We start from the raw sequence: 13900 nt of genomic DNA, 5'->3' as shown, positions 1-13900 counted from the left end.
GCGGCGGATCGCAGTCCGGTTGGCATCCGTCCGGCGGCGGGATGCCCGGACCGAATGCGGAAGGCGCAAGCCGCAGGGCAGGAAACCAGGCGCCGGCCACCCGGCAACGGCTTACGGCTGTTCGATCTCGGCCCAGATGGGCAGGTGGTCGGACGCGTCCCGCGCATCCGCCCCGGTGAAGACGCCATGCCTCAGCACGTCGAGGTGATGCGAGATGGCAATCCGGTCGAACCGCAGGCGCGGCATCGGCGCGGGATAGGACGGTCCCGGTGCAATGACGCGGAAGCCCGCCAGCGATTCCAGGCCTCGGCTGTCATGCCATTCGTTGAAGTCGCCCATCAGGACGATGTTGTCGTCCGCGATGCGCGCCGCTTGCGCGGTGATGCGCGCCAGTTGCGCCCGGCGGGACGACCGGGCAAGCCCCAGATGCACCCCGATCACCGTCAGCCGGGGCAGCCGCAGCACCACCGCGCCGCGCGGCTCCAGCCCCGGCAGGGGCAGGCGGCGCAGCACGGCCTGTTCCGCCAGATCCGGCCGCATCAGGATCGTTTGTCCGTGCCAGCCCAGCGAGTTTTCGCCCGTTGTCGTCATGTCGGCCGGAACCAGACCGGTGGCCTCGCGGATCAGGCGGCGGGGCAGGGCCTCGGGGCGGGCGCCCAGGCGGAAATCGACCTCTTGCAGGGCGATGATGTCGGGTTTCAGCGCGGCGATAACGGCAAGATTGCGTTCCGGCGCGTGCGGGCCGGTCAGCCCGCGGCATTTGTGCAGATTGTAACTCGCCAGTCTCAACAACGACATGCCGCCCTTGGGTGCTGGTCGCAAGATAGCCGGGGGCAGGCCAGCCGCAAGGGGATCGCGCGGCCCGGCCCAGCCTTGCCCGCGATGGGATCAGGTGCCGCAGAATGTCTGATGGACGATCTGCTCGGACAAGGGGGCGGCCGCCAGGTCGTCCCATTCCGGCCGGCGGTCGCGGGGATGCGTCACGGCCTCGAACAGGCGCCGGAAGGGGGCGAGGTCGCCCGTCACGGCTGCGGCGATCGCTTCCTCGATGCGGTGGTTGCGCGGGACGCGGACGGGGTTCGCGTGGCGCATCAGATCCGGGTCGGGATCGCGCGCCCGCCAGTCGGCGGCCCAGGCGTCGAAGGCCTCGCGGTCGGTGAACTCGTCCTGCGCGGCGCCGTCGGACAGGCCCGCGAAGACGCGCGTGAAGTCCGCGCGCTGCTGGGCCATCATGCTCAGCAGGCGTTCGGCCAAGGGCTGCGCGTCCGCGGCCTCGGTCAGGCCCAGCTTTTCGCCGAAACGCCGCCGCCATGCCGCCTGATACAGCGGCGCAAAGGCGTGGACGGATTTCGTCGCGGCCTCGATGGCGGCCTCGCGCTCGCCCATCAGGGGGATCAGGCAGGTGGCAAGCTGGGCCAGGTTCCACACCGCGATCTGCGGCTGCTGCGCCCAGGCATAGCGCCCGCCCCGGTCGATCGACGAAAACACCGTGTCGGGATGATAGGCGTCCATGAAGGCGCAGGGGCCATAGTCGATCGTCTCGCCGGACACCGCCATGTTGTCGGTGTTCATCACCCCGTGAATAAAGCCGAGCGCCATCCAGTGCGCGATGGTTTCCGCCTGGCGGGCGACAACGTGATCCAGCAGCGACAGCGGGCCGTTCGCCGTCGGATAATGCCGGGCGACGACGTGATCGGTCAGGGCTGCCAAGGCGTCGTCCTGCCCCCGCACCGCGAAATACTGAAAGGTGCCGACCCGGATGTGGCTGGCGGCGACGCGGGTCAGGACCGCGCCGGGCAGGGCGGTTTCGCGCCACACGGTTTCGCCCGTCGCGACCGCCGCCAGGGCACGGGTGGTCGGCACGCCCATCGCGTGCATGAATTCGCTGACGACGTATTCGCGCAGCACCGGACCAACCCAGGCCCGGCCGTCGCCGCGCCGGGAAAAGGGCGTCGGCCCGCTGCCCTTCAATTGGATGTCGAAGCGCGCGCCGTCGGGGGCCTTGATCTCGCCCAGCAGGACCGCGCGGCCGTCGCCCAGCTGGGGAACGAAGCCGCCGAACTGGTGGCCCGCATAGGCCTGGGCGATGGGTTCGGCCCCTTCCGGCACCGCATTGCCCGCCAGCATCGCCACGCCCTCGGGGCTGGACAGCCAGCCCGTGTCCAGACCCAGCCTGCGCGCCAGCCCCTCGTTCAGCGCCAGCAGGCGGGGTTCGGCCACGGGCGTGGGCGCCACGCGGGCAAAGAAACCCTGCGGCAGGCGGGCATAGCTGTTGTCGAAATGGATCATCGGGGCCTCCTGTCCCTTTCATCTAGGAACCGGAGGCTTGTGTAAAAAGACCTTGGCCGTCAGCCGCGCGGCTTGACGTGCGGCGAACGGGTGATGCCCGCGCCGTGCAATGCGCCTGCCAGGGCTCCTCCGGCCAGCGGGGCCAGGATGAACAGCCACAACTGCGACAGCGCCTGACCGCCCGCGAAGACCGCGGGCCCGATGGACCGCGCGGGGTTCACCGACACGCCCGTCACGTCGATGCCGACCAGGTGGATGCCCGCCAGCGTCAACCCGATCGCCAGCCCGCCGAAGCCCGCGGGCGCGTCGGTCTGCGTGGCGCCCAGGATCACCGTCACGAACAGGAAGGTCGCCACGAATTCGAACACCAGGGCGGCGAACAGCGTGTATTCGCCGTTGTAACCCATGCCCCAGCCGTTCTGGCCCAACCCGTTCTGAGCGACGGAATAATCCGCCTTGCCCGAGGCGATAACCAGAACAACGGCCGCGGCCGCCGCCGCCCCCAGGATTTGCGCAATGCAATAGGTGACGAAATCGCCCCCGCCCATCCGCCCCGAGGTCAGAAAGCCCAGCGACACCGCCGGATTCAGTTGCGCCCCCGAGATCGCGCCCAGACCATAGGCCGCCGCGACGATGGACAGGCCGAAGGCCATGGCGATGCCGTGAAAGCCGATCTGCGCGCCCATCAGGACGGCGGATCCGACGCCGAAAAACACGAGTATAAAGGTGCCGATGAATTCGGCGATGGCCTTGCCGGACATGATCACTCTCCATACACGACGAGGATTCTTCTGAACCCCACGGTTCGGATTGTGCCTTGGTTCCGGCATATGGCAAGCCTCTTGAACCGGGGATGCGGTCGGCGTATCGCATCCCCTTGAACCAGGAGCTTGGCCCATGAAATTCCTCGACCTCGCCAAAGTCTATATCCGCTCGGGCGGCGGCGGCGCGGGCTGCGTGTCCTTCCGGCGCGAGAAGTTCATCGAATACGGCGGCCCCGACGGCGGCGACGGCGGCAATGGCGGCGATGTCTGGGCCGAGGCGGTCGAGGGGCTGAACACCCTGATCGACTTTCGCTATCAGCAGCATTTCTTCGCCAAGTCCGGCCAGCACGGCATGGGCAGCCAGATGACCGGCAAGTCGGGCGAGGATGTCGTCCTGAAAGTGCCCGTTGGAACCGAGATCCTTGAGGAGGACGAGGAAACCGTTATCGCCGACCTGACCGAACCGGGCCAGCGGGTGCTGCTGGCGCGCGGCGGGAACGGCGGGTGGGGGAACCTGCATTTCAAGACCTCGACCAACCGCAGCCCCCGCAACGCCAATCCGGGCCAGCCGGGGGTGGAGCGCACGATCTGGCTGCGGCTGAAGCTGATCGCGGATGCCGGGCTGGTGGGTCTGCCGAATGCCGGGAAATCGACCTTCCTGGCGGCGGTGTCGAACGCCCGGCCCAAGATCGCGGATTACCCCTTCACCACGCTGCATCCGAACCTGGGGGTGGTGGGCATCGACGGCCATGAATTCGTCATGGCCGACATCCCCGGCCTGATCGAGGGCGCCAGCGAGGGCAGGGGCCTGGGCGACCAGTTCCTGGGCCATGTCGAACGCTCGAACGTGCTGCTGCATCTGGTGGACGGCACGTCCGAGGACGTGGCGTCTGATGCCCGCACCATCCTGACCGAGCTTGAGGCCTATTCCCCGGTGCTGATGCAGAAGCCCCGCGTGACGGCCCTGAACAAGATCGACGCTCTGGACGACGACACCATCGCCGAGCGCAGGGCCGAACTGGAAGCCGAGATCGGGGGCCCGGTCCTGCTGATGTCGGGCGTCGCCAAGCTGGGCGTGACCGAGGTGCTGCGCGCGCTGTGGACGCAGATCGAGCCGACCCGCCGCGCCGCGAAGAACGAACCCGAGGCGCCATGGCAGCCGTAAGCCCGACGCTGACCGCGGCGCGGCGGCTGGTGGTCAAGGTCGGCTCGGCGCTGCTGGTGGACGAAAACGGCCTGCGGGGCGAATGGCTGCGGGCCTTGTGCGACGACGTGGCCGATTGGCGCGGGCGCGGCTGCGACGTGGTGCTGGTGTCCTCGGGGTCCATCGCGCTTGGGCGGCGGGTGCTGGGCCTGCCCGGGGGCGCGCTGCCGCTGGAACGGGCGCAGGCTGCCGCCGCCGTGGGTCAGATCCGGCTGGCGCGCGCCTATGAGGAGGCCCTGGCCCCGCATGGCGTGACCACCGCGCAGGTTCTCTTGACGCTGGAGGACAGCGCGGACCGCCGTCGTTATCTGAACAGCCGCGCGACGATGCAGACGCTGCTGTCCCTGGGCGTCGTGCCCATCGTCAACGAGAACGACACCGTGGCGACCGACGAAATCCGCTTCGGCGACAACGACCGTCTGGCGGCGCAGATCGCCGTGACCTGCGGCGCCGACCAGTTGCTGCTGCTGTCGGACGTGGACGGGCTTTACACCGCCAATCCCAAGACCGACCCGACCGCCCGCCATCTGCCGGTGATCGAACACATGACGCCCGAGATCGAGGCCATGGGCGGCGATCCGGTGTCCGGCCTTTCCAAGGGCGGCATGAAGACCAAGCTGTTGGCCGCGCGCACCGCCATCGCCGGGGGCTGCGCCATGGCGATCGCCGAGGGATCGGTGCTGCGGCCCTTGTCGGCGGTGGCGAATGGCGCGCGGTGCAGCTGGTTCCTGGCCGAAAGCGACCCGCAGCTTGCCCGCAAGCGCTGGATCGCGGCCATGAAGCCCAAGGGCGCGCTTGTGGTGGACAAGGGCGCGGTGGACGCCCTGCGCCGGGGAAAGTCGCTGTTGCCCGCGGGCGTGCGCACGGTGGTGGGCGACTTCGGGCGGGGCGACCCCGTGGCGATCACCGGCCCCTCGGGCGCGACGCTGGCGACCGGCCTGACCCGCTATACCGCCGACGAGGCGCGGCGCATCGCGGGCAACCGGTCCGACCAGATCGAGGCGATCCTGGGCTATACCGGCCGCGCCGCCCTGGTTCACCGCGACGACATGGCGCTGTAGCGCCCCGGCATCGCGGCCGGGGCGCGCGCCAGGATCAGGCTGCCTTCTTGCCGCTGCCGTAACGGTCGTAGAAGCCCCGCCCGCTGTCCGCCATCTCGCGCAGCAGCCGGGGCGCCGAGAAGCGGTCGCCGTGGTCGGCCGTCAGCCGGTCGCAGATTTCGACCGCGCGGGCCGCCCCCAGCATGTCCAGCCAGGCGAAAGGCCCGCCGGTCCAGGGCGCAAATCCCCAGCCGAGGATCGCGCCGACATCGCCCTCGCGGATGTCTTCCAGCACGCCATCCTCGAAGGCGCGCACGGCTTCCAGCGTTTGCGCGAACATCAGCCGATGCTGCACGGCGGTCAGGTCCGGCTGGTCGTCCGCCTGGGGATAGCGGGCTGCCAGCCCATCCCACAGCCCCTGCCGCTTGCCGTCCTCGCCATAGGCATAAAAGCCCGCCTTCGACTTGCGGCCCAGGCGGCCAGCGTCTGCCATCCAGAACAGCACCTCGTCCACCGCGCCGTCGGGATAGGCCTCGCCCATGGCCGCGCGGGTGGCCTTGGCGATCTTCACGCCCAGGTCGATGGAAGTCTCGTCCACCAGTTGCAGCGGCCCCAGCGGCATTCCCATCAGCTTGGCGGCGTTTTCGACCAGCACGGGGTTGACCCCCTCGGCCACCATGCGGATGCCTTCGTTGATATAGGGGATGATGCAGCGGTTGGCATAGAAGAAGCGCGCATCGTTCACGACGATGGGCGTCTTGCGGATCTGGCGCACGAAATCCAGCGCCTTGGCGACGGCGCGCGGACCGGTTTCGCGGCCCTTGATGATCTCGACCAGGTTCATCTTGTCCACGGGGCTGAAGAAATGAATGCCGATGAACTGATCGGGCCGCGTGCTGGCGCGGGCCAGGTCGCTGATCGGCAGGGTCGAGGTGTTGGTGGCGAAGATCGCGTCCGGCGGGATCACGGCCTCGGCCTTTTTCGTGACCTCGGCCTTGACCTGCGGGTCCTCGAACACCGCTTCCACGATCAGGTCGCAGCCTTCCAGCGCGGCATAATCGGTTGTGGCGGTGATGCGGGCCAGCACCTCGGCCTTCTTCTCGGGCGTCGATTTCTTGCGGCCGATGGCCTTGTCCAGCAGGCCCTCGGAATAACCCTTGCCCTTGTCGGCGCTTTCCTGCTTCGCGTCGATCAGCACCACCTGGATCCCCGCCATGGCGCTGACATAGGCGATGCCCGCGCCCATCATCCCGGCGCCCAGGATGCCGACCTTTCTGACCGACTGGTCCGGCGCCTCGGGGCGGTTGGCGCCCTTTTCCAGCGCCTCCTTGTTGATGAACAGGCTGCGGATCATCGCGGTGCTGCTGGGGTTCATCAGCACATGGGTGAACCACCGCGCCTCGATCTTCAGCGCGGTGTCGAAGGGCACCTGCGCCCCCTCGTAGACCGCCGACAGCAGCGCCTTGGCCGCCGGATAGACGCCCATGGTCCTGCCGTTCACCATGGCCGATGCGCCGACAAAGGTCATGAAGCCCGCCGGATGATAAGGCTCGCCCCCCGGCATCTTGTAGCCCTTCTGGTCCCACGGCTTGACCAGATCGGCGTCAGAGGCGTTCAGCACCCATTCGCGGGCGGCGGCCAGCGGATCCTCCGCCACCTCGTCGATCAGCCCGGCGGCCTTGGCCTTTCTCGGGTCCGACAGCTTGCCTTCCAGCAGGAAGGGCGCGGCGGCCATGGCGCCCAGCTTGCGCGACAGGCGGATCGTGCCGCCGCCGCCGGGAAAGATGCCGACCATGATCTCGGGCAGGCCGATCTTGGCGCGGGCGTTGTCGGCGGCAAAGATGCGGTGCGTGGCCAGCGGCAGTTCCAGCCCGATGCCAAGCGCGGTGCCGGGCAGGGCGGCGGCGACGGGCTTGCCGCCCTTTAGCGTCTTGGGGTCCATGCCCGCGCGCTCGATCTTGCGCAGGACATGGTGCAGCGACATGATCCCGTCGAACACCGCCTGCGCGCCGCCCCCCTTCATGCCCGCAATGACGTTCAGGTCCATGCCGGCGGCGAAATCCTTCTTGCCGCTGGTGATGACGATGCCCTTCACGGCTGCGTCCGCCAGGGCGTCGTCCATCAGGCTGTTCAGCTCGGACGCGCCCTCCAGCGACAGCACGTTCATCGACTTGCCGGGCACGTCCCAGGTGATGATCGCGACGCCGTCGGCGTCCTTCTGCATGGTGAAGTCGGTCATTCGTTTTCTCCCTTCGTCGGGTAGGGGGTGCCGTCAAGATGCGTGTACCCGGCGTCCGTGGCCAGCATGTCGAGTCCCGGATAATGGCAGACGTTTCTGGGATCGCGGGTTCCCGCGATCAGATAGGTGGCAGGCTTGCCGGAGTGGTTCTTCAGCACATGCGCAACCGGAACACCTGCCTTCCAGCAGCACCAATCTCCAGGACGGACCACAGTTTCGCGATCATCCTCGATCACCGTCAGCTCGCCTTCCAGCATGTAGAGGAACTCGTCCTCGTGCTCCTCCCAGTGCTGCTGACTGGACTGCTTTCCGGGATGCAGCGTTTCCAGCGCGATGCCGAACTGGGTCAGCCCGCCCGCCTCGGTCAGGTGACGGTAGGTGACGAAGCCGCGACCAAGGTTCCAGGGATCGGGATAGCGCGAAACCCCCTCGGTCAAAGGCACGCCGTCCTTGCGAAAGATCGCCATCACACGCGCTCGATGATGGTGGCCGCGCCCATGCCGGACGCGATGCACAGCGTCGCAAGGCCCACTTCCTTGTCCTGGCGTTCCAGCTCGTCCAGCAGCGTGCCGATGATGATGGCGCCGGTCGCGCCCAGCGGATGCCCAAGGGCCATCGCGCCGCCATTGACGTTGACCTTGGCCGGATCGACCTGGAAGGCCTGCATGAAGCGCAAAACCACGGCGGCAAAGGCCTCGTTCACCTCGAACAGGTCGATGTCGCCGATGGACATGCCGCTGTCGGCCAGGATCTTTTCGGTGACGGGGACCGGGCCGGTCAGCATGATCGTGGGATCGGTGCCGATCTTGGCGGTGGCGCGGATCCGGGCGCGGGGGCGCAGGCCGTGGGCCTTGCCGAATTCCTCGTTGCCGATCAGGACGGCGGCGGCACCGTCCACGATGCCGCTGCTGTTGCCGGCGTGGTGGATGTGGTCGATGCGGTCGAGATGCGGATATTTCAGCATCGCCACCTTGTCGAAGCCGGGCATCACCTCGCCCATGTCCTTGAAGGCGGGCTTCAGCTTGGCCAGATCCTCCATGGTGGTCCCGGGGCGCATGTATTCGTCGCGGTCGAGAATGGTCAGGCCGTTCTGGTCCCTGACCGGCACGATCGAGCGGGCGAAGCGCCTTTCCTCCCACGCCTGCGCGGCGCGGCGCTGGCTTTCCACGGCCAGCCTGTCGGCTTCCTCGCGGGAAAAGCCGTATTCGGTGGCGATGATGTCGGCGCTGATGCCCTGCGGGACGAAATAATGGTTCATCGCGACCGTGGGATCGACGGCGATGGCGGCCCCGTCGCTGCCCATGGGAACGCGGCTCATCATCTCGACCCCGCCGGCGATATAGCCGTTGCCCGCACCGGCCTTGACCTGGTTGGCGGCGAGATTCACGGCCTCCATGCCGCTGGCGCAGAAGCGGTTGATCGACAGGCCCGGGATGCGTTCGTCCAGATCGGATGCCAGCACCGCGGACCGCGCCAGGCAGCCGCCCTGTTCCTTGACCTGGGTGACATTGCCCCAAATCACGTCCTCGACCGCGTTTCCTTCCAGGTTGTTGCGCTCCTTGACCGCGTTCAGCAGGCGGGCGGACAGCGCCAGCGCGGTGACTTCGTGCAGGCCGCCGTCCGGGCGGCCCTTGCCGCGCGGCGTGCGGGCGGCGTCATAGATGAATGCGTCGGTCATGCGTCCTCCTTCGGCGCCCGGTCGGATGGATTGCCGGGCATCAGGTCATAAGGGTGTTTCCAGCCGGGCAGGGCGCTGATCGCGTCCAGCCAGCGGTCGATATGGGGCCAGTCCTTGCGGTCGAAGCCGAAGGGCTCGGGGTAGAACAGGTATCCGCAGCAGGCGAAGTCGGCGATGGTGGGGGCGCTGTCGGCGATCCAGTCGCGCGCGGACAGGTGATCGTCCAGGACCTTGTAGGCGGCCTTCAGGCGGCCTTGCAGGTATTCCGCCGCGCCCGCCGGGCGCTTTCCAGCGGGCAGGAAGTTCAGCAGGAACCGCGCGGGTCCGGCCTGGCCCGACAGCTTGTGGTTGTCGAACATCAGCCAGCGCAGGGTTTCATTGCGGTCGCGGCCCAGGAACTTGCCGGTGCGTTCCGCGATGTGCAACTGGATCACGGCGGATTGGGTAAGGGTCAGACCGCCTTCGCGGAAGACCGGCACCTCGCCCATGGCGTTGATCGCGCGAAAGGCAGGGCTGCGCGCCTCGCCATTGAAGAAATCGACATAGACCGGGGTCCAGTCATGGCCCGCAAGTTCCATCGTCAGCGCGGGTTTGTAGGCATTGCCGGATTCGCCAAAGCACCAGAGTTGCGCGGTCATTCTGTTCCTCCACCCCGGGGGCTTCGCGCCCCCGGACCCCCGCGGGGTATTTCGACAAAGAAGAAGGGGTTCGGATTAACCCTTTTTCAAAGTTTCGGGGCTAATCCTGCCCCTGCGGTACAGGCTGGGGAGCCGATGACCGCCAAAGGAGAAGCCGCCCCGGTTCCTGGCTGAGACATGCCGAACCTGCCGGAAGGCCGGAGGGGCCGGGGCGCACCTGCTTGTGCTTCTTCTTTGCAAAAATACCCATGACGACCTCTCCGCCCGCGATCCGCTTCAGAACGCCTCCGCCTCCAGTTCCATCACCGGCTCGGCGCCCGACCGGATGCGCGCCAGATGGGTCGCCGTCATCGGCAGTTGCCGCTTCATGTAATAGCGTCCGGTCGCAAGCTTGGTCTTCAGGAAGGCCGCGTCGCCGTTGCCGGCATCCAGCGCCTCTTGCGCCGCGACCGCCATCCGGGCCCACATCAGGCCAAGCGCGACATGGCCGAACAGGTGCATGAAGTCATAGCTGCCGGACAGGGCATCGTTCGGGTTCTTCATGCCGCGTTCCATGAAGAACATGGCGGCAGTCTGCAAATCCTTGGAGGCAGCCTTGATCGGCGCGACGAAATCGGCGGCGATCGGTCCTTCGCCGTGCTGCTTGCAGAAGGCCTTGACCATCTCGAAGAAGGCCATGACGTGCTTGCCGCCGTCCTGGGCCAGCTTGCGTCCGACCAGGTCAAGGGCCTGGACGCCGTTCGCCCCCTCATAGATCATGGTGATCCGGGCATCGCGGACGAACTGGCTCATGCCATGTTCCTCGATATAGCCGTGGCCGCCGTAAACCTGCTGGGCCAGCACGGCCGTCTCGAAGCCCTTGTCGGTCAGGAAGCCCTTGATCACCGGGGTCAGCAGCGAGACCAGCCCCTCGGCATCGGCATCGCCATGATGCCCCTTGTCGATCAGATGCGCGCCCCACAGAGCCAGCATCCGGGCGCCTTCCAGAAAGGATTTCTGGTCCATCAGCGAACGGCGGATGTCGGGATGGACGATCAGCGGGTCCGCCGCGCCCGAGGCATTCCGGGCGCCCGTCACGGCGCGGCCTTGCAGGCGGTCCTTGGCATAAGCGACCGCGTTCTGATAGGCGGGCACCGCGCAGGCATAGCCTTGCAGGCCGACGCCCAGGCGGGCCTCGTTCATCATCGTGAACATGGCGCGCATGCCCTTGTGCAGTTCGCCCAAAAGCCAGCCCTTCGCGTTGTCATAGTTCATCACGCAGGTGGCGTTGCCGTGGATGCCCATCTTTTCTTCCAGCGCGCCGACGGATACGCCGTTGCGTTCGCCCAGCGATCCGTCCGGGTTCACCAGGAACTTCGGCACGATGAACAGGCTGATCCCCTTGGTGCCCTCGCCCCCGCCCGGAGCCTTGGCCAGCACCAGATGGATGACGTTTTCCGCAAGGTCGTGATCGCCGGCCGAGATGAAGATCTTCTGGCCGGTGATCAGATAGCTGCCGTCCGGCTGCGGTTCCGCCTTGGTGCGCAGAATGCCCAGGTCGGTGCCGCTGTGGGGTTCCGTCAGGTTCATGGTGCCGGTCCAGTCGCAGCTGACCATCTTGGGCAGATAGGTGCGCTTCTGGTCGGCGGTCCCGTGGGCGCGGATCGCGGAATAGGCGCCGTGCGTCAGGCCCTGATACATGTTGAAGGCCATGTTGGCGCTGACGAACATCTCGCCCGTTGCCACGCCCAGCACATAGGGCATCCCCTGGCCGCCGTATTCCGGATCGCAGTCGAGCGCGGTCCAGCCGCCTTCCTTCATCGCCTGAAAGGCGCGGTCGAAGCCATCGGGCGTGCGGACCACGCCGTTTTCCAGCCGGCAGCCCTGCCGGTCGCCCACGGCGTTCAGCGGCGCCAGAACCTCGGCCGCCAGCTTTCCGGCGGCGTCCAGGATCGCCTCGGTAAAGCCGGGGTCCAGATCCTCGTGGCCCGGCAGGCCGGATCGCGACAGCTTCAAAACGTCATGCAGCGCGAACTGCATGTCGCGGACCGGCGGATTGTAGATCGTCATGGCGCTATCCTGTGATCGTTGCTCTGGACGTCCCAGCCAGTCGGGATTCCGCGTCGGCAAGCTGCGACTTGAGTTCGACGATCGCCTCGCTCAGGTCCGCATACTGACGCTCCATGTCCGCGAGACGCTGGCGCCCGACCGCGATGGTCGCGGCGATTTGCGCCTTGTTCGTGCCGCCGGGCTCGTAAAGCTCCAGCAGCTGGCGGAGTTCCTCGAGGCTGAAGCCGAACCGCTTGCCGCGCAGGATCAGCGTCAGGCGCGCCCTGTCCCGGCGGTCGTAAAGGCGGTGCTGCCCGCGACGTTCGGGAAAGATCAGCTCGCGCGCCTCGTAGAAGCGCAGCGTGCGGGGGGTAACGCCGAACGCATCGCACATCTGGCGAATCGTCATCAGCTCGTCGGACATGGATCGCGGTTCCTCCTCGTTCACCGTCTGCCGTCCTTAGCCACCGATATAGGGCCAAGTTGACGCGAACGTAAGCGGGACGCCGCGTCACAGGTCGAGTCAAGGCCAAGCATGACGCCGGGTCAACCCATCTCGCTCAACTCCTGCGCGGCGGTTTCGCGCAAGGCTTGCAGATCGGCGCGGGCGGCGTTCAGGTCCGCTATCTGGCCGTCCAGCACCTTGAGCTGGCGGTCCGCCAGGTCCAGCCAGACCCCATACTGCTCGCGCGAGCCCTTTTGTTCGTAGATCAGCAGCCATTGCCGGATGTCCTCGAGCGAGAAGCCGAAGCGGCGGCCGCGCAGGATCAGCGTCATGCGGGCGATCTCGCGCGGGCCGTAGAAGCGGGCGCGGCCTTCCTTTCGGGGGCTCAGAAGCTCGATATATTCGTAATAGCGCAAGGTGCGGGGGGTCACGTCGAAGCGCGCGCACATGTCCTTGAAGCTGATCGTCTGCTCGCCCGGCATTTGCGCCTCCTGTTGCGGAATTTCGGAAAGGCTAACTTGTCGGAGGGCGCTACTCAACCTGGGCGAAAACCTTTGTCTGCGGGGTTGAGGCGGAAAGCATCCTGCGGATAGCGTGTCACGAAACAGGAAAGGGGCGGCAATGGCGGCAGGCGGCAAGACCATGAACGGCGACCAGACGCGAATCGCGCAGCAGTTCATCGAGGCGATCCCCCATGCCCGCGCCCTGGCGATGCGCGTCGATGCGCTTGGCGCGGGGACGGCCGCGATCAGCATGCCCTGGGCGGAACATCTGGTGGGCGATCCGCGCAGCGGGGTGGTGCATGGCGGCGTGGTGTCCGCGCTGATGGACACCTGCTGCGGGGCGGCGGTGATGGCCCATCCCTCGGGGCCGTCGTCGACGGCGACCATCGACCTGCGCATCGACTACATGCGCTCGGCCACCAGTGGGCAGCGGATCACCGCCAAGGCCGAATGCTATCACCTGACGCGGACGGTGGCCTTTGTCCGGGCCGTCGCCCTGGACGAGGATACGGACAATCCGGTTGCCGCCGCCACCGGCGCCTTCACGGTGGAAAGGTAAGCCATGATGGACCGTCGCGAACCGCTGGACCGGATCAAGTCGCGCCGCGATTCGGCGTTGTCGGCCCTTGTGTCGGGCGTGCCCTACCTGACCTGGCTGGGCATCCGCTTCGACCGGCGCGGGGACGAGCTGACCGCGACCCTGCCTTATGACGAAAAGCTGATCGGCAACCCCATGCTGCCCGCGCTGCATGGCGGGGTCACGGCGGCCTTTCTGGAAACCACGGCGATCATCGAACTGGCCTGGGCCGCGATGTGGGAGGAGATGGAATCGGGCCGCATCGTTCCCGATGCCGCCGTCGACGCCAGCCTGCCGCGCCTGCCGAAAACCATCGACTTCACCGTCGATTACCTGCGCAGCGGATTGCCGCGCGACGCCTATGCCCGGGCCAAGGTGGTCCGGTCGGGACGGCGCTATGCCTCGGTGCAGGTCGAGGCCTGGCAGGACAACCGCGCGCGGCTGCTGGCCCAGGCGACCGGGCATTTCCTGATGCCGCAGGGCTGAGCGGGCCGG

General features: G+C 67.3%; 14 protein-coding genes. 4 read left to right on the top strand and 10 right to left on the bottom strand.

The window, feature by feature from the left end; translation table 11 throughout:
* Nucleotides 1-111: 111 nt before the first annotated feature.
* The 3 genes from ACFOM8_RS01330 to ACFOM8_RS01320 form a co-directional block, all read right to left on the bottom strand.
* The gene (locus ACFOM8_RS01330) at nucleotides 112-798 is read right to left on the bottom strand and encodes an endonuclease/exonuclease/phosphatase family protein (protein WP_377758580.1); all 687 of its coding nucleotides are present in this window, start codon (nucleotides 796-798) and stop codon (nucleotides 112-114) included.
* A 90-nt stretch (nucleotides 799-888) separates the two neighbouring features.
* A complete protein-coding gene (locus tag ACFOM8_RS01325) occupies nucleotides 889-2289 on the bottom strand; it encodes a protein adenylyltransferase SelO (protein WP_377758578.1) in 1401 nt (466 codons plus the stop codon).
* 59 nt (nucleotides 2290-2348) lie between these two features.
* Nucleotides 2349-3050, bottom strand: a complete 702-nt coding sequence (locus ACFOM8_RS01320) for an aquaporin (RefSeq protein WP_377758576.1) — start codon at nucleotides 3048-3050, stop codon at nucleotides 2349-2351.
* 136 nt (nucleotides 3051-3186) lie between these two features.
* Here ACFOM8_RS01320 and obgE point away from each other — a divergent pair, with 136 nt between their 5' ends.
* On the top strand, nucleotides 3187-4218 hold the full coding sequence (gene obgE / locus ACFOM8_RS01315; RefSeq protein ID WP_377758574.1) for a GTPase ObgE: 1032 nt from the start codon (nucleotides 3187-3189) through the stop codon (nucleotides 4216-4218).
* Nucleotides 4206-5318, top strand: coding sequence for a glutamate 5-kinase (gene proB / locus ACFOM8_RS01310; protein WP_377758573.1), 1113 nt, complete (start codon nucleotides 4206-4208; stop codon nucleotides 5316-5318). Before obgE ends, proB begins: the two co-directional genes overlap by 13 nt.
* 34 nt (nucleotides 5319-5352) lie before the next feature.
* Here the strand turns inward: proB and ACFOM8_RS01305 are convergent, their stop codons facing one another.
* The 7 genes from ACFOM8_RS01305 to ACFOM8_RS01275 all read right to left on the bottom strand — a co-directional run bounded on the left by ACFOM8_RS01305 (nucleotide 5353) and on the right by ACFOM8_RS01275 (nucleotide 12807).
* Nucleotides 5353-7536 (bottom strand): 3-hydroxyacyl-CoA dehydrogenase NAD-binding domain-containing protein, encoded by a 2184-nt coding sequence (locus tag ACFOM8_RS01305; protein WP_377758571.1) that lies wholly within the window; start codon nucleotides 7534-7536, stop codon nucleotides 5353-5355.
* Complete coding sequence (locus tag ACFOM8_RS01300; protein ID WP_377758569.1) at nucleotides 7533-8003, bottom strand: cupin domain-containing protein; 471 nt, start codon at nucleotides 8001-8003, stop codon at nucleotides 7533-7535. Before ACFOM8_RS01300 ends, ACFOM8_RS01305 begins: the two co-directional genes overlap by 4 nt.
* Complete coding sequence (locus ACFOM8_RS01295; protein WP_377758567.1) at nucleotides 8003-9214, bottom strand: acetyl-CoA C-acetyltransferase; 1212 nt, start codon at nucleotides 9212-9214, stop codon at nucleotides 8003-8005. Before ACFOM8_RS01295 ends, ACFOM8_RS01300 begins: the two co-directional genes overlap by 1 nt.
* Nucleotides 9211-9852 carry a glutathione S-transferase family protein gene (locus ACFOM8_RS01290; RefSeq protein WP_377758565.1) on the bottom strand — a complete coding sequence of 214 codons (642 nt, stop codon included), beginning with the start codon at nucleotides 9850-9852 and terminating at the stop codon, nucleotides 9211-9213. Before ACFOM8_RS01290 ends, ACFOM8_RS01295 begins: the two co-directional genes overlap by 4 nt.
* Before the next feature lie 276 nt (nucleotides 9853-10128).
* The gene (locus ACFOM8_RS01285; RefSeq protein WP_377758563.1) at nucleotides 10129-11901 is read right to left on the bottom strand and encodes an acyl-CoA dehydrogenase C-terminal domain-containing protein; all 1773 of its coding nucleotides are present in this window, start codon (nucleotides 11899-11901) and stop codon (nucleotides 10129-10131) included.
* 4 nt (nucleotides 11902-11905) lie between these two features.
* On the bottom strand, nucleotides 11906-12304 hold the full coding sequence (locus ACFOM8_RS01280) for a MerR family transcriptional regulator (RefSeq protein WP_377758561.1): 399 nt from the start codon (nucleotides 12302-12304) through the stop codon (nucleotides 11906-11908).
* 122 nt (nucleotides 12305-12426) lie between these two features.
* On the bottom strand, nucleotides 12427-12807 hold the full coding sequence (locus tag ACFOM8_RS01275) for a MerR family transcriptional regulator (RefSeq protein WP_377758559.1): 381 nt from the start codon (nucleotides 12805-12807) through the stop codon (nucleotides 12427-12429).
* 139 nt (nucleotides 12808-12946) lie between these two features.
* On the opposite strand from ACFOM8_RS01275, the gene ACFOM8_RS01270 reads away from it, so the two are divergent.
* On the top strand, nucleotides 12947-13387 hold the full coding sequence (locus ACFOM8_RS01270) for a PaaI family thioesterase (RefSeq protein ID WP_377758557.1): 441 nt from the start codon (nucleotides 12947-12949) through the stop codon (nucleotides 13385-13387).
* Between the two features lie 3 nt (nucleotides 13388-13390).
* Nucleotides 13391-13891 carry a PaaI family thioesterase gene (locus ACFOM8_RS01265; protein ID WP_377758555.1) on the top strand — a complete coding sequence of 167 codons (501 nt, stop codon included), beginning with the start codon at nucleotides 13391-13393 and terminating at the stop codon, nucleotides 13889-13891.
* The last annotated feature ends 9 nt before the right edge of the window (nucleotides 13892-13900 follow it).

The organism is Paracoccus angustae (assembly GCF_042648745.1).
Classification (GTDB): domain Bacteria; phylum Pseudomonadota; class Alphaproteobacteria; order Rhodobacterales; family Rhodobacteraceae; genus Paracoccus; species Paracoccus angustae.
The sequence above is the reverse complement of the archived record's forward strand: the minus strand, read 5'-3'. Positions and strand labels throughout refer to the sequence as shown.